This is a genomic window from Wolbachia endosymbiont (group B) of Silvanus unidentatus (genome assembly GCF_964028615.1).
In the GTDB taxonomy this organism is placed as follows: domain Bacteria; phylum Pseudomonadota; class Alphaproteobacteria; order Rickettsiales; family Anaplasmataceae; genus Wolbachia.
Map to the genome: position 1 here is coordinate 1,188,697 of NZ_OZ034795.1, position 23,954 is coordinate 1,212,650.

16 protein-coding genes, 1 tRNA gene and 1 pseudogene are annotated in these 23,954 nt (G+C 33.8%); 9 read left to right on the top strand and 9 right to left on the bottom strand.

The window, feature by feature from the left end:
* Nucleotides 1-811: 811 nt before the first annotated feature.
* A pseudogene (locus ABWU65_RS05610) lies at nucleotides 812-1,087 on the bottom strand (DnaJ domain-containing protein); the annotation flags it as partial.
* A gap of 695 nt (nucleotides 1,088-1,782) precedes the next feature.
* Between ABWU65_RS05610 and ABWU65_RS05615 the strand changes: the two are divergent.
* The 3 genes from ABWU65_RS05615 (at nucleotide 1,783) to ABWU65_RS05625 (ending at nucleotide 4,649) form a co-directional block, all read left to right on the top strand.
* Nucleotides 1,783-1,855: transfer RNA gene (locus ABWU65_RS05615), tRNA-Val, on the top strand.
* Between the two features lie 27 nt (nucleotides 1,856-1,882).
* Nucleotides 1,883-2,779, top strand: a complete 897-nt coding sequence (locus tag ABWU65_RS05620) for a cation diffusion facilitator family transporter (protein WP_007302486.1) — start codon at nucleotides 1,883-1,885, stop codon at nucleotides 2,777-2,779.
* Between the two features lie 55 nt (nucleotides 2,780-2,834).
* Nucleotides 2,835-4,649 carry a hypothetical protein gene (locus tag ABWU65_RS05625; RefSeq protein WP_213863909.1) on the top strand — a complete coding sequence of 605 codons (1,815 nt, stop codon included), beginning with the start codon at nucleotides 2,835-2,837 and terminating at the stop codon, nucleotides 4,647-4,649.
* On the opposite strand, the gene plsY is transcribed toward ABWU65_RS05625, so the two are convergent.
* Genes plsY through ABWU65_RS05650 form a run of 5 tightly spaced genes read right to left on the bottom strand, consistent with a single transcriptional unit; the run spans nucleotide 4,644 to nucleotide 9,508 of the window.
* The gene (gene plsY / locus ABWU65_RS05630) at nucleotides 4,644-5,222 is read right to left on the bottom strand and encodes a glycerol-3-phosphate 1-O-acyltransferase PlsY (RefSeq protein ID WP_410541922.1); all 579 of its coding nucleotides are present in this window, start codon (nucleotides 5,220-5,222) and stop codon (nucleotides 4,644-4,646) included. The two genes, ABWU65_RS05625 and plsY, sit on opposite strands and share 6 nt — an antisense overlap.
* 9 nt (nucleotides 5,223-5,231) lie before the next feature.
* Nucleotides 5,232-6,698 (bottom strand): alanine/glycine:cation symporter family protein, encoded by a 1,467-nt coding sequence (locus ABWU65_RS05635; protein ID WP_265030562.1) that lies wholly within the window; start codon nucleotides 6,696-6,698, stop codon nucleotides 5,232-5,234.
* A gap of 2 nt (nucleotides 6,699-6,700) precedes the next feature.
* Nucleotides 6,701-8,035, bottom strand: coding sequence for an alanine/glycine:cation symporter family protein (locus ABWU65_RS05640; RefSeq protein ID WP_353280428.1), 1,335 nt, complete (start codon nucleotides 8,033-8,035; stop codon nucleotides 6,701-6,703).
* A 22-nt stretch (nucleotides 8,036-8,057) separates the two neighbouring features.
* Nucleotides 8,058-8,828: a CDP-alcohol phosphatidyltransferase family protein gene (locus tag ABWU65_RS05645; RefSeq protein ID WP_353280430.1), complete on the bottom strand. Its 771-nt coding sequence runs from the start codon at nucleotides 8,826-8,828 to the stop codon at nucleotides 8,058-8,060.
* Nucleotides 8,825-9,508: a phosphatidylserine decarboxylase gene (locus ABWU65_RS05650; RefSeq protein WP_353280432.1), complete on the bottom strand. Its 684-nt coding sequence runs from the start codon at nucleotides 9,506-9,508 to the stop codon at nucleotides 8,825-8,827. The genes ABWU65_RS05645 and ABWU65_RS05650 overlap by 4 nt, the downstream gene beginning before the upstream one ends.
* A 234-nt stretch (nucleotides 9,509-9,742) precedes the next feature.
* Between ABWU65_RS05650 and ABWU65_RS05655 the strand changes: the two genes are divergently transcribed.
* The 6 genes from ABWU65_RS05655 to ABWU65_RS05680 all read left to right on the top strand — a co-directional run bounded on the left by ABWU65_RS05655 (nucleotide 9,743) and on the right by ABWU65_RS05680 (nucleotide 20,591).
* Nucleotides 9,743-10,609 carry an ankyrin repeat domain-containing protein gene (locus ABWU65_RS05655; protein ID WP_353280434.1) on the top strand — a complete coding sequence of 289 codons (867 nt, stop codon included), beginning with the start codon at nucleotides 9,743-9,745 and terminating at the stop codon, nucleotides 10,607-10,609.
* A gap of 70 nt (nucleotides 10,610-10,679) precedes the next feature.
* The gene (locus ABWU65_RS05660; protein ID WP_353280436.1) at nucleotides 10,680-11,912 is read left to right on the top strand and encodes a hypothetical protein; all 1,233 of its coding nucleotides are present in this window, start codon (nucleotides 10,680-10,682) and stop codon (nucleotides 11,910-11,912) included.
* Between the two features lie 221 nt (nucleotides 11,913-12,133).
* The gene (gene gyrB, locus ABWU65_RS05665) at nucleotides 12,134-14,506 is read left to right on the top strand and encodes a DNA topoisomerase (ATP-hydrolyzing) subunit B (RefSeq protein WP_052264704.1); all 2,373 of its coding nucleotides are present in this window, start codon (nucleotides 12,134-12,136) and stop codon (nucleotides 14,504-14,506) included.
* A gap of 186 nt (nucleotides 14,507-14,692) precedes the next feature.
* Nucleotides 14,693-16,159, top strand: coding sequence for an Asp-tRNA(Asn)/Glu-tRNA(Gln) amidotransferase subunit GatA (gatA, locus tag ABWU65_RS05670; protein WP_353280438.1), 1,467 nt, complete (start codon nucleotides 14,693-14,695; stop codon nucleotides 16,157-16,159).
* Between the two features lie 102 nt (nucleotides 16,160-16,261).
* Nucleotides 16,262-18,790, top strand: coding sequence for a DNA polymerase I (polA, locus tag ABWU65_RS05675; RefSeq protein WP_353280440.1), 2,529 nt, complete (start codon nucleotides 16,262-16,264; stop codon nucleotides 18,788-18,790).
* 850 nt (nucleotides 18,791-19,640) lie between these two features.
* A complete protein-coding gene (locus tag ABWU65_RS05680; RefSeq protein WP_007302496.1) occupies nucleotides 19,641-20,591 on the top strand; it encodes a hypothetical protein in 951 nt (316 codons plus the stop codon).
* 37 nt (nucleotides 20,592-20,628) lie between these two features.
* Here ABWU65_RS05680 and ABWU65_RS05685 read toward each other — a convergent pair whose 3' ends face one another.
* The 3 genes from ABWU65_RS05685 to ABWU65_RS05695 all read right to left on the bottom strand — a co-directional run bounded on the left by ABWU65_RS05685 (nucleotide 20,629) and on the right by ABWU65_RS05695 (nucleotide 23,881).
* A complete protein-coding gene (locus ABWU65_RS05685) occupies nucleotides 20,629-21,411 on the bottom strand; it encodes an exodeoxyribonuclease III (protein ID WP_353280442.1) in 783 nt (260 codons plus the stop codon).
* On the bottom strand, nucleotides 21,411-22,118 hold the full coding sequence (locus tag ABWU65_RS05690; protein ID WP_264376735.1) for a uroporphyrinogen-III synthase: 708 nt from the start codon (nucleotides 22,116-22,118) through the stop codon (nucleotides 21,411-21,413). The genes ABWU65_RS05685 and ABWU65_RS05690 overlap by 1 nt, the downstream gene beginning before the upstream one ends.
* 233 nt (nucleotides 22,119-22,351) lie before the next feature.
* Nucleotides 22,352-23,881: a hypothetical protein gene (locus ABWU65_RS05695; RefSeq protein WP_007302499.1), complete on the bottom strand. Its 1,530-nt coding sequence runs from the start codon at nucleotides 23,879-23,881 to the stop codon at nucleotides 22,352-22,354.
* Nucleotides 23,882-23,954: the final 73 nt, after the last annotated feature.

Below are 23,954 nucleotides of genomic sequence, written 5' to 3' on the forward strand. Positions count from 1 at the left end.
TGAAAAAAACGTAAATTCTCATATTGGTATAATTTATATCTTAATAAAAAAGTATAGATAGTTAACTTAATATGTAACATTTAGAATGTGGCTAAAATTCTATAGCTGACCTCAGGCAGCCGCTAAGAGCATGTCTTCAAACTATATAGGAAGCAGTGAATAATGTCATTTCAGTAAAAAATGTATGAACATTTTAGCTAATTTACATAGCGAACGGTGTTACCCCAGTATCACAACACCGGGGTAACGATAAAGGAGAGAGTAGCTATATGCTCTGTTCTGGGATATTTGGTTGTTCAGTATCAACATCTTCCAATTTTGTAAAAACAGTTCTTGACAATGCAGCACCAGCTCCACCCCCAATTGCAGCTGCAGCTACAGTTATAAGGTCAGATTTGAAAGATTCTATATGAGTATTAAGGATGATGTAAGAAATCGATGTACATAATCCTGCAATAACTCCTGATAATACAATATTTTTTGTACTAATTGACTTGCATACTTTTTTTAAATTATCTGCAATTAGCGCTGACTTCTGTCTTGCTTCAGAATTATCTGACATTGACTCCACTATGTGTTCTAAATTATTTACAACTGGCATAGATAGCAGTCCTCCAAGTGTTGCTGCAACAACTGCACCTACTTTTGATTTTCCAAGACTAGTTTTTGAGATTATTGTCGTAGATATTAAAAGTATTACTAAAGACATAGGAATTATTGGATTTTTATTTTCTTGGTGTCTTTTCTCTGACTCTTGTTGTTCCCATGATGAGTGTCCATCATAAGTTTGTTGACTAGGATCATCTCCATTATCGTACTGGCTTTTTTTTTCTGGATCAGATAATACTTCGAATGCTTCTGATATCTTTTTGAACTTTTCCTCGCACTCTTTAAATTTTTTTTTCAGTTGAATTAGTTGATCTCTTTCTGCTTCTGAAAGGTGCGTCTTTGCTTTTAACATATTGAGATCTACTATTTCAGGAAATTTATCTGGATGAAACTTAAGTGCTAATTTTCGATATGCTTTTTTTATCTCATCTTGAGTAGCATTTCTTTCTACTTCTAATACTTTATAATGATCAATCATTTATTCCTCTCTATTTTGAAACATTTTTCATTACATCACCAATACTACATCTTTATGAAAGCACGGTAATACAATATAAATGTGTAGCAAATATTATAATAACTGTCAAAATTTTAATAAATTGAGTAAAGATTTATAAAAAATACTAAACCCTGTAGCGTTACAAGAAATTTGTTTATTTACCTTCTTAAAATTGCAAAAAACACCCACCTTTGTAAGAGCAAGCCGCATAAATACGTGGTTGTAAAAATAGAAGCTTCAAATTGCTGCAACAAAGTCAGGTAAATTAGTTCAGGTAAATTAGTTCGTATATAAATGTGGCAAAAGTAGGCTAATATAGATATTTTCACGATATACTAAATTTTCCTACCATGTCCAAATAAATTACATTAACTTGGACATGAATGGAATGAAAGTGTATATTTATATAAGCAGCTTCTTATTTATAAAATCAGAAGTAACTTAGACGGATTTAAGATAGCACTATTACAGTTTACATTAAATCTTAATGACTCTTTTTTTACGTTCAATTGTTTTACTATCAGGAGGTAACTTACATGTCGTTGATCACCTTATATCACGCCATTTTTGATACTTTCAACACTTATGGAAATTTGTCAAGGAGTTTCATCCAGCAAGAAGTCTAAAAGCAAATTGACTTTCATTTCACTGAAGCACTATACTAAAGCTACGATGGGTAATTAGCTCAGTTGGTAGAGCACTTGCTTGACGTGCAAGGGGTCGCTGGTTCGAGCCCAGTGTTACCCACGATTTTTGCTCATAAAAAGATTTTATATGACAGCAGTGCACAATGGCAAACACTCAATAGCAGAGTCCAAGCGCTTAATTTATTCCATAATAATAGTCGCAATAACAATGCTTATGGAGATAGCAGGTGGAGTAATTTCACATTCGCTTGCTCTACTATCAGATGCAGGACATATGCTCACTGATCTTTTTGCCTTGGTTTTAAGCTGGATAGCACACAAATTTTCAGCTAAGAAATCTGATTTACAGAGGTCATATGGGTATCACAGATTGCAGATAATTGCAGCATTTGTTAATGGTTTAACTCTATTTTTCATTGCAGCGGTCATTATAATTGAATCAATAAAGAGATTCATTTGTCCGGTCAATGTTGAATGGAAAGTAATGCTAATAATTGCCACACTTGGCCTGATCTCTAACATTATAGTCTTTTTTATATTACATAGTAAATGCGAAAGTAATATAAACATAAAAAGTGCTGTATTGCATGTTATCGGAGATATTTTAGGTTCTGTAGCTGCTATACTTGCATCCATAATTATCATGTTTACCGGATGGCAAATAGTGGACCCTATTTTGTCAGTATTTGTCAGTGTAATAATCTTAAACAGTGGCTATAAAATTCTCAAGAATTCTTGCCATATACTCCTTGAAGGTACACCTGAGAGTGTATCTGCTGAGGAGATAAAAAGTGAGATTGTATCTAAGTTACCTGAAGTGATAGATGTGCATCATATACATGCATGGTCACTATCTGATAATTATTTTATACTTACTATGCATGCCAAGATAAAGCAAAATGGGCAACATACTAATATTCTGTATGAGATAAAAAAAATACTATTAAATAGATTTGAAATTGCACACTCTACAGTTGAAATTGAATACGATGAGTGCGTAGACAGTAAAATACTTAAGCATTGACATCTATAGGCTATTTGTTATTACTACAATATCATAATATTATAGAGAGTAGGCTATGATAGGTGTTTCCCAAATACAATTTCCTGGAAAGGATTCTTACAGATTAAAGACAGCAAGTTACTTCGCAGCTTTTGTTTCTTTAAGCATTTTAGTTAATCCTGCCAATGTCTTTTTATCTTTTGCCACATTGTTTTTTAGATCTGAAATAAAAACTTTTTACGTTTATAAAGACATAAAAGCTGCAAAGCAGGAAAAAATAAGTAAAAAGGAATATTGGGAAATATTTTTTGAGAAAAATAAAATTAAGATAGCATCTTTCCTTTTATTTTTTGCCTCTATAACATATATAACTTTTACAACTACTTTCCTGCTTGTTTCGTTACTTGCAACAATACCACTTGCAATGATTTTAATTCTATTACAAAGTGAATTAAGGCCAAAGGATTTTAATCCATTTACGTTACTCAAAGCTGCTATTAGTTTCTTTTTAGAAGGCATAAAAGAAAACTCACGTGGGCTAGTCAATAGCTTTGATATTAAGCTTGAACATTTACTACCCCATCAATTAAATAATGATATCATTAAAAATATTGACAAATTAAAAGATAAATATACTGAACAAGTATCTGAAGACACTATTAATAATGAGGGATTTAAAGAATTTATTGAATATATAAATCACTTACATATGCTTGATGGCCAACCATTTAGTAATGAGAATAAGGGAAAATTAGTAATGTTTTTGCAAGATTTTTGCAAAGGTAATGAGAAACATAGCTCTGGCTTCACTGGTGGACAAATTCTTCTGTTAGTTCTTAGAGCCTGCAATGATGGAGATAGAGAAGCTGTAAAAAATAAAAAAGACGCGTTGATTGCAAATTTACTAGATAGCCAAACTTTCTCTAGAAAAGAACGAATTCCTAACACATGTTTTACTGGTGTTATCTACAGAATGTTAAGTACATTAGAGGGTATTCATTCCGATCCAGAGATTAAATTTACACCACCTAGACAAATGCTCCTTACAGAAGCAGAAAATGAAGCACGTAAGTTTATGTTAGACAGGCTAAAAAATAAGAAGAACAGTAAAGAAATTCTTAGGGCTTGGCATAACGCCCAAAATAATTATGAAGATGATAAAAGTCAAAAAATAGTTGATGATTTTATTGCAGAAGTAAGCGTTCCTTTAATGAGAAGGTTGCTAAGTTTTACTTCTCAGTATAGTGAACAAATTGTGCTGACATTAATGAAAAATATCAGCTCTGTAAAGTTAAATAAATTAGAGCACTTTGTGTTGGGTCAGCACATGAGAGATAGACTGCAGGAGCATGCTTTAGATGACCAACTCGAAAATATCAAAGAAAAAGTCTTTTTGAAGCTTTTAAACCAAAATTTACTTAGGATAGATTTTTCTCTTAAGGATTCATTTTTGAATGAAGCTAAGGGAATAGCTGACGAAATAATAAAAGAAGAAGTAGAGAAATTTAGGTCAGAAACTGCTGAAAAGGCTAGGAAAGTTAACCCTATAGAAGCTCAAATAGATGCTACATTGCAAAATCTGTCAGCCTTGCCACGAGAAAGGAAGTGTTGCATTGCATATAACAGACTAAATGGACAATATAAAGGTGATAAAAGAGAAATAATGGAGAACATCTTACTAAAAAAATTAGAGATAACGAAAGAAGAAATGAATAAGATGCTAGAAGAGTATGATATACGTAAGCTAAAATTAGCACTTGATGATGCATGTAAAAAAAGTGGAAAAAACATGGAAGAAATAATAAAAGAAGTAGAAGAAGTAGTCTCAAGTCGTCTCTCACATGGAGTATCCGCTAGTAATGTAGTAGAAGGAATGAGACATAGCTCATAAAAACTTACGTTCTCTGCCTTGCAGAAGATTTGCAATATTTTTGTAATGCTTCAAGAAAATTAATATCGCTACAGTGAGTAGTATAAGGAATAACTCCTTTTGAAAAAAGAAAGATGCTATAACAGCTGCTGCAGTAGCAGCCAAGGAAGCAAGAGAGGAGTACCGAAAGATAAAAAATACTATTAGCCAGACAAATACAAATGCTAATGCTATAGAAATGTTAAGTGCTATCAAAACTCCCAAAGTTGTTGCAACCCCCTTTCCTCCATTGAACCTTAGCCAAATAGGAAACATATGACCTAGAACTGCTAAAATTGCAGATACATATATATATATATCGTTATTATCACAAAATTGTTGTGCTGTATAAACCGCGACAAATCCTTTCAAAGAGTCTAAAAATAATGCGAGGACAGCAAGTCTCTTATTTCCTGTTCTTGCAACATTTGTAGCACCAATGTTTCCTGAACCTACTTCTCTTAAATTTATACCATTTATTTTTGCAATAATTAAGCTAAACGGTATTGAACCTAATATGTAAGATAATACAAAAACTACAAATATCTCTATCATAGCAAAAATCTAGCTAATTTTATTATTCCTTAGCCTTTTTAGATAACATTGGACTTCATTGTTAATCTGATTGCTAAACAGTATAAGTGCTGTCATATTGATGAGTGCTAAGCAAGAGAATAAAGCCCCACCAATATTAGCAATAGCCATTATATCTTTGGAAAGACCAGAGAGAAATGCCACAATTATTACCGATATTCGGTATATCACTATACTCTTTGGACCAAATAAATATAACCATCCCATTTCACAGCAATAGACAAATGAAATTACTGAAGAAAATGCAAACAAAGGCGCAGCTATGGTTAAAAGGATAGGAAACCAAGAAGAAACTGTCTCAAATGCTTTTTGGGTGATCAGTATTCCCTCGCCAGTGCTGGTCTGGTATGCACCTGTTATTACTATTGTTATTCCTGTTAAGCAACAAATTAACATTGTATCAAAGCATGGTTCTATCATCGCAACTAGTCCAGTTCTTACTGGTTCTTCATCCTTAGTTGCTGCATGAGTAATTGATGCAGAACCAACACCTGCTTCACTGGCAAAAATTGCCCTTTGAATTCCAGCAACAAATGCTCCTACCACTCCTCCACCAACGGCATTGAAGTCTATCATACTGGAAAACAATATTTTTAATGTATTGCCAAAATTGTGAATATTGAATGCAATGATTGTGGCACAACTCAAAATATATATTAGTGACATGATAGGCACTAGTGCAGAAGATACTCTAGCTATTCTCCTAATTCCACCGATAATCACCAGAGCAAGTAGCGTAGAAATTATGGAAGAGAGAAACCAAGGATGACCATCTATCCAATTTGAATAGCCAGATAATATTGAAACCATTTGGTTAGTTTGAAATGCTACACTTCCACCAAGGCCTGATAATACAAAAACCGCTGCATATATTGCAGCCAGTACGATACCAAATTTTTTAAATCCAAACTCTTCTAGCCCATTTCTTATATATTGGAAGGGACCACTGAATAACTGCTCCTGACCTTCTGTTCTGTGCCTAAATGCTAAAGTTACTTCAGCAAACTTTGCAGACATACCAAAAAAGCCTGTTATCATCATCCAAGGTACCGCTCCTGGCCCTCCCATTGAAATTGCAATTGCAACACCAGCAACAGTTCCAAGACCTACAGTGCTTGAAAGTGCAGTAACAAATGCCTGAAAATGCGTAATGTGACCATCGTGATGATCTGTATCATATTTTCCACATAAAATAGCGAACGCATGCTTAAACATCCTTATGTTGAGGAACTTAAAACGTAGTGTTAGAAATATATAACCAAAAGCCAATAGAAGAATTATAAATGGTACGTGAAAGATCTTGAAAAACAATACTTCATTCATGAAGTTGCTTATTCCATTTAATGCAATGTCATAACTTTTGTAAAAAATTGAAGCAGCGTATACATCGTTAAACGATAGGCAAAATAACATCATGCAAAGCAATCTATAAATCATGTTTAATACCTTTTGTAATAAGAATCTATTGTATTTAAGACTTCCCTTCTCAGTAGATATATTGCAACAGCATTTGGAATCATAAGGCACATAAACAGGCTATCGCCTAAATAAGATATAAATTCTATATTTTTTGATATACAGCTGATATACACTGAACCGACTATAAAAAACTGAAACAATATCAGTACTTTTTTGTTACCAAATAAGTACACTAGGGCAACTTCACAGTAGTAATAGTAAGCTATTATTGTGGAAAATGCAAAGGAAAACATTATCAGCGGAAGAGCTAGCTTGCTAAATAAAGGCAAGGCTGTTGAAAATGCTGAGCTAACTAACATAATATCACCTACGGTATTAGTGCTATGCATATCGGTGATAATTATCACAATACCAGTCAAAAATGAGACTAATATTGTGTCTACAAATGGTGCAATCATTGCAACACTTCCAACTTTAACTGGGTCTTTCTCTTTTACAATCGAATGTGCTATAGCTGCTGTTCCAGTACCTGCTTCATTAGCAAACACTGACCTTCTTACCCCTGCTATTAATCCACTCAATACTCCACCTCCTATAGCTGATTTGTTAAAGATATCTTGAAATATTATAGATAGAGCATTCAGTAGATTATTTCCGTTTACACAGATTAAATATATACACATGCCTATATATAACATTATCATGATCGGCCCTAAACCTGTTGCAACTAAAGCAATTCGCTTTATTCCTCCCAGTATTACAATTAATACAAATAGCGAGATAATAACAGATGTGTTGTATTCAAATAAGTTACTTGACAACGCTGCAATTTGATTTGCCTGAAATGGTATGCCGCCTAGAATCATTGCAACAAGCAGCATAACTGCGTAGATAAATGCAAGGAATTTGCCAGTCTTCATAAATCCAATCTTTGCAAGTCCATGTTCCATATAATAAAAAGCCCCACCAGTTGTGTTTTCAGAGCGATGAGTAAATGCAAGCACTACTTCAGCAAATTTTATTGACATGCCAAGTACTCCGGTAATTATCATCCAAAAAACTGCACTTGGCCCCCCTATTGTAATAGCTATTGCAACTCCTGATATTGTTCCAAGACCAACTGTTCCTGAAATTACCGTTGCAAATGCCTGAATGTGGGTGATTATGCCATTATTATTATGGCTCTCTAGGTTGAATAGTGTTTGTATCCCATATTTGAACAACCTAAAGTTAATGAATTTGAATCGAACCGTACAAAAAACCCCAGTTGCAATTACCCAAATAATTATAAATGGTATGTTGAATATCTTTATATATAAAAAAGAGTTTAATAGATCAGTTGCTTTTACAATCATGCTGCTCACTACTTTTATATAGCTAATGAGTTTTATATGTGTAGTATATATAAAGTCCAGTGCTTATTGGAATAGTAAGTATATACAATGCGCCTAAAATTGGTAGTGTTATCCAGGGCTTGCTTATAAACAGTATGATCAATATTCCAAAAAACGACACAAATATATAGGATAGGCTTCTAGGAACATAAATGTACTTTGCAGAGAAAGTTGGAATATGACTTATCGCAAAAAATGAAATGGCCAAAAAGTAACAAGCTGTATTCTTTACGTTAAAAAATTGCTCTATAAGAAGTAAGTATTCACTCTCATGAGATTGAAAGGTAATAATTATTGGTAACAGAGCAAGTAAAGCGCATACAGGAGCTGGAACGCCGGAAAAGAAAAATTTTTTCCAGTATAATTGCTCTAAATGTAGCGAAACATTGAATCTTGCAAGTCTTATTGATATGCAGATTACATATATCATTACTAAAATCCATCCTACAACTTTAATTTCATTTAACTTCCAAAAATATAAAAGAAAAGCAGGTGCTGAACCAAAATTTAGAAAATCTGCAAAAGAATCGAGTTGTGCTCCAAAATCGCTAGTTGATTTTAAAATTCTGGCTATCCTGCCGTCCATTCCATCTATTATTGCTGCAATGATAATAAAAATTGCTGAAAATTCCCATTGTTCATTAAATGTGAATTTAAGTGAAGTAAGGCCAGCACATAAACCCAGTAAAGTTATAAAATTTGGAAATAACTTGGTAATAGGTAAGGATTTATCGTTACTTTCATCGTTATTCATACAATGTCAAAGGTAAGCTTCTCTTGTTTATTTAAATCTGCTATAACTGTCTCACCGCCAATAACAGTTTGTCCTTCTGAAACTCTTACTTCTATACCAATAGGAATATAAATATTTACTCTGCTACCAAATCTTATAATTCCAAATCTTTCACCTGCTTTTACGCTCTGAGATGTCCTCAAATTACAAACAATGCGGCGTGCAATAAATCCAGCTATTTGTTCCACAATGATTTCTTTTCCCTTCTCATATTCAATCGCAATAACCTGCTTTTCATTCTCATTACTAGACCTATTGCTTATTGCGGAAACAAACTTGCCTTTTTTATAACTCATTTCCTTTATTGTACCAGATATTGGTATACGATTAACGTGGACATTCAAAACGCTTAGAAATATGCTGACAAGTGTAAATTTCTTTTCTTCTTCATTCTCTTCTGATAAAGAGTAACTAACTTCTTCTATCTTTGAAATTACACCATCAGCAGGACTTAATATAAAGTCCTTATTGTTTGGTACAGCTCTTGCTGGGTCACGAAAAAAATAGGTACATAATAACGTTGGAAATAAGCAAGTAATGCCAGTCCCCCAAGATATAGAAAATGCTATACACGTTACTATAAAGGAAACAATTATAAATAAATAACCTTCTCTGTTTATGTTAGGCAAACCAAAGCACATAACTTATTCTCAATAATTCATTATTAACAATTTATCATTTATAAATTCTCATGAAAAGCTTTTTTTTACTGTTTCACTTTTCGAATTATTATATAAACATTTGCTTATAAAATCGCTGATAGATGTAAATTTTTTAATAAAAATTGAAGTTTTTTAACTATTATTAATATAATTTTAATAAAAACTTAATAATAATCCTTAATAATCTATGAATTAATATGTTCGCAATTTCGTATGACAGGGGAAATAGAAAAAGATGAATCTCCTTCTTTATACGTTGCAATTAAGGCAGGTGATATTGAAGCTACAGAGCTACTAATAAAGTCTGGTGCAAATGTCAATGATAATTATGAACGTAATCGTACGCCACTGCATGTTGCTATCGGGTATAAGCAGTTTGAAATAGCGAAATTGCTGATAAATAACGGAGCAAACGTTAACGCAAAAACTGGAAATCATGGTAAAGACGACTTAACACCAATGCACCTTGCAATTTTTGCAAACACGCCAGAGTTTATAGAATTGCTAGCTAGCAATGGTGCGTCAATTAATGAAAGGGAAAGCACTGAAGGACATACACCTTTTCACCTTGCTGCTTTATATGGGAATAAAAGTGTAATACAAGCCTTAGTTGATAAGGGACAGGATATTGAAGATATTGATAATAATGGGCGGACAGCTTTATTTTTAGCTATTAGACAATGCACTGAAGCAAAGGATGATAGCAGAGTAGAAGTTATCGAGTATTTGATAAATAAACTCAAAGCAGACATAACGAAAAAAGATAATAATAACAACACAATACTTTTCCCTGCTGCTAATAATTGTCCTGGAAAAGTAGTGGAACTCATCATTAAACAATATATAGAAAGCTTTGGTAGAGATCGGTTGAAGAATTTTATCAATCACAAAAATAATGCTGGAATGGATGCTTTGGATATTGCACTCAATAGTGGAAATGAAGAGGCCATTGAAGTACTTAGATCATATAGAGCAGATATCGAGAATAAAGTAACTCCCAAGATTACTGTAGAAAAACCAAATAGTACCTTAGATGGAGCGGAAAGTATAGAAGTGGTATCCCCAATCAAACAAAAATAAAAGCAGCTCTAAATTCCTTGCTTTATTTACATTCTTTCTATAGCATGACATATTAATGTTAGAATAGGGTATGTTTGCAGGTCAAAATAATAATCAACAGCAAAATAGAAATAGAGTACAGGCTTTAATAGAAAGAGTGCAAAATGCTTACAACAACACTAATAAAATTAAAAGATTCATTAATATAGTTTTATTAGTAAGTATGATTCCTTCATTTTTTCTTCTTGTACAGCTCTCTTTGTATTTATCATTAGTAAATTATTTTTTCAAACCAAGGGAAAATGAAAAAAGATTATCAGCGTGGCCAAAAAATGTTATTAGAATAACATTAAGCATTTTTTTAATTATACACATTATTAATTCCTGTGTGCTTTTGGTACTGCCTATATTGTGCTTATGGTTGCTAAACAAATCACTCATTGAAGAAATACAGCAGTTTAACGATTTAATACAACAAATTCCAGAGGAAGAAAGGCCTATTTTCTTTCAAGATTTAGCAGCCATTCCTTTTATGGCACAAACTACTCATGACCCAAGTGCAGTTGCTAGTATAAACTTGAGTGTTGATAGACTCGTAGAAAAGTATAAAGAGAATTTAAGCAAAGATGAATTCTATGTACAGCTAAATAGAGGTAACACAACCGGCATTGAAGAGTACATCAAACAGTCAAATGAATTTACAGAAGGCGATAAATCTCATGCACTTGAATGCTTAAGATTTATCAATAGAACAGGAGATAATTTTAAAGACAATCATAGTAAGTTAACACTAAAGCAAGCAGCTATTTTATGTTGGAAAGCCTGCAATGATAGAAATACAGGGACAGAAAATCAAAGAACTCCTTTGAATGATGAAGACATAAAAAACAGAAAAGATATGTTTTTAAAAGGTCTTGTAGACGCTGCAACAACTTACGGTAATCAAGGTCAAAGTTGTGCAGGTGGAACATACAATAAATTATTTGAGTCTTTATCTGGCTTACATCCATCAGTGGTTATTACACTCGATGGAGAAGAGGCTAGAGAAATGATAAAAGAAACGATCACACAAAAATTCCCTGAAATGGCCAGAGCCAATTTCACCAATTTCTCTGGAACAGAACAAGAAAGGATCCGTAGCGAGTTACCAGAGTTATCATCTGAAACAGTAAGGTATATTATGACTACGCATTCAGCTCTTGAGAGAAGGTGTCAAGAGTTCAGCAATAGATTAAACAATGATAAAAAGAATGAAATATTAGAAGAGTGTATGAGCAACTTATCCTGTGTTGAGCTAGAAAGTCCAATTGAAAGGAGAAGGTAAATTGTATTTGATTGTCGCCATTTATTTTAAAATATGAAGCAGAGTTTTGTATGATTATTTGAACTTAAGTTTATGTATTGAAATAACATGTAAAACCACTGCGTGTAGGTGATATGTTATGTTTTATCTACATGTCAAGGATCCTTCTCTCAACTTAAAGATGTTGCTAATCAGCACATACAAATGTAATATTAATTAATATTTATAAATAAAGCAATTCCATGGAAAGTAACTACAACGCCGACGCAATAAAAATCCTAAGAGGTCTTGATGCTGTAAGAAAGCGTCCAGGTATGTATATTGGTGACACTGATGATGGATCAGGCTTGCACCATATGGTGTATGAGGTTGTTGATAATGCGATAGATGAGTCTTTAGCTGGTTATTGTAGTAAGATTGAAGTTAGCATAAATGAAGATGGTTCAGTTTCTGTAACCGACAACGGTCGTGGCATTCCAACAGACATTCATCCAGAGGAAGGAATATCGGCAGCAGAAGTAATAATGACCCAATTGCATGCAGGAGGTAAATTTGACAGCAATACCTATAAGGTTTCCGGAGGATTACATGGTGTTGGAATTTCAGTTGTGAATGCATTATCAAGTTGGCTGGAATTAACCATCTGGCGCAATAAAAAAGAACATTTTATGCGCTTTGAAGATGGTGAGTCTATTGAATCTTTAAAGATAATTAATGAAAACACAAATAAAAGAGGAACTAGAGTAACGTTTATGCCATCAACGGGGACTTTTAGTAGTATTGATTTTAGTTACTCCACTCTTGAGAGTCGCATCAGAGAATTGGCATTTTTAAACTCAAATATTGAGATCATTTTGCGTGATCTCCGTAATAAACCACATGTAGAGTCTCATTTTAACGATAGTAAAGAGTCTGAAGATAATTTTGGTACAGCTAATTTTGTACGGTACTTAGACAAGAATAAGACACATGTTACTAAAATTGCCAGCATTAGAGATAATGTAAAAGATCTAGGTACCAGTGTAGAAATATCAATGGAGTGGAATGATTCCTACTATGAGAATATGCTATGCTTCACAAATAATATAAGACAACGGGATGGTGGTACGCATTTGGCAGGGTTTAGATCTGCACTAACCAGATGTATCAATAACTATGCAAACAATGAAGGTTTTTTGAAGAAGGCAAAAGTGAATTTGACTGGAGAAGATGTTAGAGAAGGCTTAACTTGTGTTTTATCTCTCAAGATGCCTGATCCTAAATTTTCTTCACAGACAAAAGATAAATTGGTCAGTTCTGAAGCGCGGGCAGTTGTAGAGAGCATAGTTTTTGACAAGTTGAGTACAATACTTGAAACTGACCCCAAGTTAGCAGCAAGTATAGTAGAAAGAGCGATTAGGTCAGCAAAAGGAAGAGAAGCCGCAAGAAAAGCACGAGAGTTAGTTAAAAATAAAAACAATATTAATATTGCAACTCTACCGGGAAAGCTTGCCGATTGTCAGGAAAAAGTTCCTGAGTTATCGGAATTGTTTATAGTAGAGGGTAATTCCGCAGGTGGTACTGCAAAGCAGGGACGTAATCGTAAAACACAGGCGGTACTTGCTTTAAGAGGGAAAATTCTAAACGTAGAACGTGCAGGGCTGGATCGTATTTTTTCATCTGCAGAAATTGGCTCTCTGATCACGGCAATTGGGGCTGGAATAGGGAGTGAGCACTTCGATATTGAAAAAACTAGGTATCATAAAATTATCATTATGACAGACGCAGACGTTGATGGCTCGCATATAAGAACTTTGATTCTAACTTTCTTTTTTAGACATATGCGTGAAGTAATTGAGAAAGGATATTTATACATAGCGCAGCCACCGCTCTATAAAGTTACAAAAAATGCTAAAGATACTTATATCAAAGATGATGAAACTTTTGAAGAGTATATAGTAAATTCAGCGATTAAAAGATTAACATTAAATGGTGTAGGCAAAGATTTGCGTTTCGTTTTGAATAAGTGCCTCAGTATTTCAAACATTAGCAAAAATTATGATAGGGAAATACCAAAAGATCTCTTAGAATCATTGCTAATTTTAAGCAAAAAGAATGCTCTATTGTCTGCTGATGAGATATTAAAATATTTAAAATTGATGTATAGTGAATATAATTGGGAAGTAGAAGTAAAAGATGAGGAAATTCACATTGCTAAATTGTTTCAAGGGTTAGCAGACAAATATGTATTCTCGCTTAGTATGCTTGAAAGTAAAGAAATACGGAATATATTGAGTTCTCTTGATAACATAATTGACTTATTTAATGGTGATTCATTTTTACAGTCGCAAGAAACTGAAATAAAAATAAAGTCTCCAAGTGCACTCGCAAAAATAGTGATGGATTATGGTAAAAAAGGTTTAACTCTGCAGAGATTTAAAGGCCTTGGTGAAATGAATGCTGATCAGCTTTGGGAAACTACACTCAATCCAGAAACTAGAACTCTGTTAAAAGTTGAAATAAAAGATTGTGAAGAAGCAGATAGTATATTTTCGGTGTTAATGGGTGATATAGTTGAACCACGTCGTGACTTTATAAATAACAATGCACTTAACGTGCATGATGTTGATATTTGATTTTAGAAACGCTAAACCCTTATGGCTTAGCATTGTGTGCCAAACCGGCTATTTAAAACGTACTACTAACCAATCCATTTCAGAAATCTGAATTGATCTCGGTTGTATTCCCGTTTTCGATCATAAATATATAGATTTTCTGTCCTATTGTTGTTATAATTAATGCCTCGCTAACATTGAATATTAATGAATGAATTGAGAAGGCTCACTATTACAGAGATGCATGATGGACTAAGGCGGGGGGATTTTTCTGCTGTTGAGCTTGTAGAAACGCATGTTAGTGCAGTTGAAAATGAGCAACTAAATGCATTTGTAACAAAAACCCCAGAAATCGCGATAAAAGCTGCTAAAATAGCAGATGAATACTTTTTGAAACAAAAAGATAATATTTCATCACTTATGGGCATACCAGTTGGTGTTAAAGATTTATTCTGTACAAAAGGAATAAAAACAACGGCATGCTCAAAAATGCTGGAAAATTTCATCCCGACTTATGAATCTACGGTATCTAACTTGCTTTTAAAAAATGGAGCAGCCATGCTTGGTAAACTTAATATGGATGAGTTTGCTATGGGTTCTGCGAACACAAATAGCTATTTTGGTCCTGTTAAAAATGTATGGATTAGAAAAAGTGACGGAGAAAAAGTTGTTCCTGGTGGATCATCTGGTGGATCTGCAGCATCAGTTGCTGGGTTTTTATGCGCTGGAGCATTAGGAAGCGATACTGGTGGGTCTGTACGTCAACCAGCAGCTTATTGCGGAGTAGTGGGAATAAAGCCAACTTATGGAAGGTGTTCGCGTTTTGGTATGATTGCGTTTGCGAGTTCTCTCGATCAAGCAGGAGTAATTACTCGTTCCGTTTCTGATTCAGCATTAATGCTTGAAATAATTTGTGGCTATGATGAAAAAGATTCAACATCGAGCAAAAGGACAGTGCCTAAATTTTCCAGTTTTATAAATGGTGATATTAAGGGTAAGCGCATTGGTATACCAAAAGAGTATAAGATGGATGGAATTTCAGATGAAATAGTTCATAATTGGGAAAAAGTTTCTTCCAATTTAAAAGAAAATGGTGCTGAAGTTGTTGACATTACTCTGCCTCATACTAAATATGCGATACCGGTTTACTATCTAATTTGTTCTGCTGAAACTTCATCTAATCTTGCTCGCTATGATGGTGTACGTTATGGATTCAGGGTTGATGCTGATACCCTTGAAGAAATGTATTCGCTAACAAGAGCAGAAGGTTTTGGTAAAGAAGTGAAAAGGAGAATTTTAATTGGTTCTTATGCTCTTTCTTCAGGTCATTACAATGAGTATTATGAAAAAGCACAGTGCATTAGGGCATTAATCAGAAATGATTTTATAAAAGCATTTGAAAAAATAGATTACATACTTGTTCCATCTGCTCCAACAGAAGCTTTCGGCTTGAATGAAAAGCCAGATCCATTAATTATGTGCATTAATGATGTGTTTACGGTGCCGGCAAGCTTGGCTGGATTGCCTGCTATCTCTATTCCTGTTGGACTCTCCAATGAGGGCTTACCGCTTGCCTTGCAAGTAATTGGAAATTATTACGATGAAGCTGGAATATTAAATATGGCAAGTGTGATAGAGCAAAATTGTGGCAGAATAATTAACTATCTTATGTAATATGCCTTCTTATAGTAACTATAGCATTTTAGCTATAGGAAGCAAGAACTTGATTTTTGTAGCTAAATAATAGATTATCAAAGGCACACTCAAATATCTAAAATGAAAGAAAAGACTTTCACGATCATTGATGGTTACGGTTTTCTTTTCAGAGCTTATTATGTTTTGCATCATTTAACTACCACAACTGGTATTCCAATAGGTGCTGTATATGGTTTTCTGAATATGGTTCTTAAATACATTGTCCACTCGGACTACTTAACTATAGCACTTGACTCTGGCAAAAAAAATTTTAGGCACGATTTATATTCTGAGTATAAAGCAAACAGAGTAACGCCTCCTGAGGATCTAATTCCACAATTTACAATACTGAGAGAAGCGGTGGAAGCTTTTAACTTCAGCTATGAAGAGATTGAAGGCTATGAAGCAGATGACATAATTGCAACACTAGCTGCAAAATATGCCAACCACGAAGACTTTAAAGTAGTAGTAGTCTCATCAGATAAAGACTTATTTCAACTTTTGAATTACAACATTTTAATATTTGATCCTATCAAAAATATATACATAGATGAAAAACAAGTGATAGAAAAATTTGGTGTAAATTCACACAAGCTTCTTGATTTATTTTCTCTAACTGGAGATGCATCTGATAACATTCCAGGCGTTCCAGGAATAGGGCCAAAGACTGCAGCTAAATTACTAGATGAATTTGATTCATTGGATAACATTATAGAAAACATCAATAACATTGAGCAAACAAGAGTTCGTAATATTCTTACTGAGCATAAGGAAAAAGCACTAATTTCAAGAGAACTTTTGTCACTATGCAAAAAAGTAGATCTTCAACATGATATTGTAAAATATGAAGTCCATCCTCCAAATATGGAAAAATTGTTATCCTTTTTGAAGAAATATGAATTTAATTCATTGATAGGAAAAGTAGAAAAGCTTTTTTCTTATAGTGGATTCAGCACAAAAGAGAAAACAGAATATAGTAGTGAAGAATTAGAAAAATTTTTGGAGCATTGCAGATATGAAGGTAAAATTGCAATTCATTGCCACTTTGAAAACAATAGATTGAACGAAATCTCCTTATCTTGCAGTGAAGATAATATTTTCTACATAGATCAAAGCTGCCTACAAGATGCACTCACTATAATGAATTCAACTTTATTTTCAAATGGGGTGCTTAAAATAGTACATGATATTAGAAAGATCAGAGAAATATTTCCTACAATAGAGAGAGTGCTAGACTCAATTGATGACTTGATGATCATGTCATACAGTCTTGACACAGGAAAACACGATCACAGTGTTCCAAATATAATTGCACATAATTTGAGTGAGAATGAAGAAATTTTTTCGGCAAAAACTTTGATAGCGATCCATGAGAAACTGACACAAAGATTATTTCAGGAAAAACTTTTTACGATTTACGAGCGCTTTGACAAGCCTCTCATGAAAGTAATATTTGATATGGAGAAAAATGGAATACTGCTCAATATTCAAAAACTACAGGAATTGTCTGATAAGTTTGAGCAGCTAATTGCTGTATTTGAAAACGATATACATAATTTAGCAGGAGAAAAATTCAACATTGCATCGCCAAAACAATTAAGTGATGTTTTATTTAATAAAATGGAGCTAAGTAAAAAGAAAAAGTCAAAATCTGGGTCTTATAGCACAAACTCTGAAGTTCTAGAGGCACTTGAAGAGGAGGGGACAGAAATCGCAGGTAAAATTTTAAGTTGGCGACATTTAAGTAAATTAAAGGGTACCTATACTGACGCGTTAATAAAACAGGTTGATCCGCTTGATGGTAGGATACATACAAGCTTTTCAATAACTGTGACTGCAACTGGAAGGCTGAGCTCTAGCAATCCTAATTTACAAAATATTCCTATCAGAAGCGAAGAAGGTAGTCTTATCAGGCAAGCGTTTATTGCGCCAAAAGGGTGCAGAATAATTTCTGCCGACTATTCGCAAATAGAATTAAGACTCCTGGCACATGTGGCAGATGTTGCGGCATTTAAAGAAGCTTTTGCAAATAGGGAAGATATTCATGATATCACCGCAAGACAAGTTTTTGGAGTTCGAGAAATAGATGAGCAATTAAGACGCAAAGCAAAAACCATTAATTTTGGAATTATATATGGAATTAGTCCATTTGGCCTTGCAAAGCGACTTGGAATTACCTTTCAAGAGGCTGCTGAATACATTAATTACTATTTTTCTTGTTACCCAGAAATAAAGGTCTATATGGAAAAAGCAGTATCTATCGCGAGAAATCATGGTTATGTAGAGACTTTGTTTGGTAGAAGATGTTTTGTAAGAGACATAAACAATAAAATTCCTTATCTAAGACAATTTGCAGAAAGGGCAGCAATCAATGCGCCGCTGCAAGGAACCGCCGCTGATATAATAAGACTTGCAATGATTCAGCTTTTTGATCAATTGAAAACAGGTAAAATAATCCTCCAAGTCCACGATGAGCTACTAGTTGAAGTAGAGGACGACAAGGTACAAGAAACAGCAAAACTTATGAAAGATGTAATGGAAAATGCGATAGAAATCTCTATACCACTTGAAGTAGAAATAAAAATTAGCGACAACTGGGGCTTTTCTTAATTATACCGTAGACCCTAAGAACCTGTCTTGAAAGGACTTAAGTAGTATCTGTTCAGATGCATGGCTAATGTGTAAATATTGAAGCAAAAATAATGTCATCCCAGTGCTTGACACTGGTGCTCACAAGCAACCTAATCATAGATATTAAAAGCAACGCTTTCAATGAGACTACAAAAGGCTGGATTCCAGTGTCTGGGCACTGCCTTATTGTTGTAAATTCACTTTTACCTTATTTTGCCACACCCCTGAACGGATGCCTTGAGTGGTTAATTTCGCAAGTATAATAGTAGTCATATTAAAGAGTTCTTGAAGTAAGGAGAGCACGTTAAGCAAACAACGTTTACCTAAAATTCTGTGACATTAGCAGCTTTCTTGCCCCGTTTTCAGTAAACAGTGATTTTTCTATATATTAGAAAAATTTTTATTTTAATTAGCGTTAAACAATAGGCGCCTATTGGTTTTTAGCTAAAGTAAAGGTCAAATATCTGGAATTCTGGACATAAAATCCCCCTGTGTAAAAAAAGATTAGAAAAAAGTGCAGTGCACATACAACAGAGATTAAGCATATTTACATGCACTAAAGAAGATACGCTACGCTTTTTGATTAAAAATTTGACTGAAAAGTCTGCAGACAAAGATAGATTTTGAGCTCTTAAAATATCTCTAACTGTAATTATAATCAGATTTAAAATATATGGAAGCAATTTTTTACATTCCCTTATCATTTGTTACTTTTCTATTTCTTGCTTTATTCTTTTCTTTTTTCCCTTTCAAGACAGGTTCTAAGAAATTTGAATTAATGCGAAAAATATGCTATAATTATAGCATAGGTTAGTACAAATAGATCGTTATGACAGTTCCAAAAGCAAAAAATAAGCCTTTAGAGTCATCTACTCAGGTGACCGGGCAAAATGAGATGCTCTTCAAGAAGGAACATAAGGAAATTTACGATTACTTTGTAAAAGTATTAGAAGTTAAAGCCAAATTAAAGGAGAGCAAAGGAATAACTGATTATTTTATATTAGCTTATAAGAAGATACTACTAACTAATGTCAATCCGGAAAAAATAAGACCACTCAGTGAAGAGAATTTTTGTCAGTTTTTACTTTCTATATTTAAAGAAGTTAGAGAGAAAAAATTGGCTGGAGAGGAAGATAGTAAAGTAAAGCAAGTAGTAGAGGAATGCTTAGATGATGTACGTGGTACAGAAGCTAAAGATTTACTAATAAAACTTGTTGGGTTCCCATTGGGAATAAAAATAGACCCGAAAAATATTTCTGGCTCCTTTATGGATGGAGTGAAAGAAAAAATACCATTTTTAGGTGGAGATAAAAAAGAAGAGGATGAACCACTACTTAGTGATCAAGAGATGGTAACAAAGTGCTTACGTAAGGTTTTTCTTCCTATTCTTTTTTCCATTGCTTCAATATTAATTTTTGGTCCTACTACACTTGCGATAGTTGCTGCTGTTATTGGTACAATATTTGCTGTAAAGGGAGGAATTGAAGTTCTTTTTTCAAATAATAGGCCAGGTACTTTATATGACCCTAGCTCACCAGATAAAGATGATACAGAAAAGAGAGCAAAATTGAATGAAAAAATTCGCAAGGGTATTGATGATATTTTAAAAACCCCAATTGAAAGCTCTCTTGAAACAATTGCTGACGGGAGTAAAAAACAACCTACTCCGGAACAAGCTCCTCAGGTGGGAAATAAAGGGGGTGAGCAGCTTACTATGCTTGATGGAAAAATTACTATAGATCAGCCAGCCAAAAGCACAGAAAAGACAGCAGTCAAGTAAGACCTATTTGCCAAAGGTGAATTGTGTAATAGGTCTTTTATTGTTTTATAACACATACAACAGGAGTATGATCAGATGGGTTTTCTAGTTTACGCAACCTATCATCTATGTAACATGTTTCCAATTTATCTGCAGCTTGTGGCGATAGCAGCATATGATCTATTCGCATTCCTTGATTGTTTCTGAGTGAATTGCCTTTATAATTCCACCAAGTGAATTGTTGTAAGTTGAGGTGAGATATTCTAAATGCATCTTTAAAACCAAGATTCAAGATCGCTCTTAATTTCTCACGCTCTTTTATATGAAAGCACACTTGGCCATTTAATAAATTTGAATCAAAAACATCAATTTCATCCAGTGCAACATTATAATCGCCAGCTATAATAGTTAACTCTTCATTTTTCAACAAAGTGCCCATCCTTTCATATAGGTTATCAAAAAACTTGAGTTTATACTCAAAAGTATGAGAGTCTGGGCTTTGACCGTTTGGAACGTATACACTTCCTACCCTTACCTTATTATTGGAGTGTTTTATCACACACTCTATATAACGTGCTTCTTGATGACTCTCTACAATATCAATTTTTAATTTTTCCAGTATTAGATATTTAGATAAAACACAAACACCATTTCTTGCAACCTGTCCATAGACAGCATATTCATATCCTAACTTTTCTATCTCTGCATAAGGAAATTGCTCTTCTGTACATTTTATCTCTTGCAGCAAAACTATATCTATCTGACTATCAACTATAAAACTACAAAGTTGGTTAATTCTTTTACGTATGGAGTTTACATTCCAAGTTGCAATCTTTAGCATCAACAATCCTTATTAATTATATCAATTAAACTCTCCCCTGTGGGCAACCTCGATGTTATAATTTTTTTCCACTTGATTAACTTTAAACTATCAGCAATGTTTTTACTCATGGTATATGCAATTGTATTATTCATCACAGGAGATAGCCCACTTTTTAGAACTAATGAACAAAATACCCTTGCAGTTTGTGAGGAAAAAAAAGCAACGCTATCAATTTTACCGTCCAATAGTAAATTTTTACACCTATTAGTTAGACTCCTTTTAGTAATTGTTTTATAGAGTACAACTTCTCTTACGTTAAAACCTTCTTCAGATAATCTTTTTTTTAGGTCACATGATACTTCTTGTCCCCTTATATATAAGAACTTTATTGCATTTGAATAATGAGATTTTATGAATGATATCAGACCATCAACGTTGCTGTCTGCTGAGATTATATCGGAAAATCCCAAATTTTTTGCAGCCTGCATAGTTGAATTACCAACTGTAATAATCGAAAAGTTATCCTCTTTGCATATTTGACTGAAAGCCTTTACACTGTTTTTACTTGTAGATATCACAACATCAAATTCGTGCGCGGATATATCAGGATTTAAGTACTTTATTGTGAATACTGGCTCTATAAAAACTTTGTATCCATATTTTTTTAGCGTGCTTCTTGTGCTCAACGAATCTAATAAAGGCCTTGTCAATAAAATAGACTTCATTCTGGTTTATTTCGCTAGCAGTAAAATGATATCCCTTATACACAAATTATTGAATAAAAATTTTATTTTTCAAGTTTCTTGCATAACCTAGAAAAAAGGCAAAAGAAACTCCATAATTGGCCCAGTGCTAGAAAACTGATCTTAAATAAGCGAATGTTTTTGATCAAATGAAAAAAAGATGTTACTCACTGAGTAACATCTTTTTTAAGAAGATAGATAGTTTTGTTTACTCTCTATATCTTCATTTTTGGAGCTTGATGCTCTACATCGACTTCAGCAGTTACTGTTGAAGAAGGTCCCACCAATTTGTCCAAAGAACCTGTCTTTCTTAAGTCAGCTTGGGTTTTTAACTTGCCATTTTTCTCAGTGAACATACCATGTTCCGGAGAAGAACTTGGTGAATTGAACCCACTATCAGAATTACGACGGTAACTGGCAAAGCTAGAAGTTGTAGCAGTACTGTCAGTGCTTATAGAACCCATTGAATTGCTTCTTGGCGGTTTCTCCGGAGCAACATAAAAACGGCTATTTCCTATCTCCGCAGATTGTATCTGATCCAACTCAGAATCTTGATATCTTATATAAGTAGCTTCCTCTGGCTTTTTGCCACCTTTTAGTGATGGTAACAACTTGCTCCAAAATGAAGTAGGTTCTTTTACTTCCTTATGCTCATTAGGATTTAATAATTCTGCTTTGCTGCTAACAGTACTTATAGAACTCGTTGAACTACTACCTGATAAGCTATTTTCCAGTGAATTCATAGAACTTGCTTTATGCCTTTTTGCTGACTTATTAAGCCTTTCTAAAGTATTAAAACGAGTATGCTCTTCCTTGCATTCTTTAATAACTTCCTTAATCTCATCATGATGTTCAGAAAAAATTTCATATAGGCTGCTATTATCTTTAGCTAACAAATGTTGCAACTTCTTAGCATCTAATTTATTGATAAAATCTATTTGCTGCTTCAATCGGTTGATCAACTGGTCCTTTTTGGCACTGTGTTGACCATCAACAGAATAAGCTTTCTCTAATATTTTTTCCCCCAGCTTAGAAAATATTTTCCTAGTTAAAGCAGAGCTATTCACACCTTTGTCTTCAAAAACTTCCTTGACAAACATTTCCTTTACACTATTAAAACTTCTCGTTTTTTCTTTTGTTTTCAAAATAACAGTTTGATCTTCATTACCTATTGAATATGCGATGCCATCTAAACTAGACATGCTTGCACCACTATCACTCATCTTCCTTCCAAGGTTTTGAATGTTATCCCCCATTTTTCTTAATGTAGAGCTAGCTCTCTCTTGTGTTGCCTGTTTTACAGAACTTGCAGTTTCTTTTACCGAATTCTTGGCATATACAGCACCATCTTTGATTTTTCCGCCAATATGCTTCGCTCCTTCAACTGTTTTTTCTGCTGACCATTTGAGCCCTTTATATCCAGATTGAACTGCTTTTACAGCAACTTTCGCAGCGAAAAATAGAGTAAGACCAACTATAGCACTTGGTATAGCAAGTGTTGCACCAACTGCCAAAAATGGTAACACTGCTGCAAATAATCCACTTGCTGTACCTACTACAAGGGCCTTATCTCCTTGCTTCATCTTGGAGAATTCTGTATCTCCTTTTAACAGATCCATAATTCTGTCTTTTAGCTTCTTGGGATCGTGAATGATATCTGAATTTAATGAAGAATCTTGAATCATTTTAAGATCATCTTGCTTAGTTTCAACAAAATTTGAAGAGTTTTTTTCACTAGGTGACATTTTAAACCTCACTATTAATTAAACATACTAATATTGTATATATCTGATTCTTAAGTTAGGGTTAATTCATCTA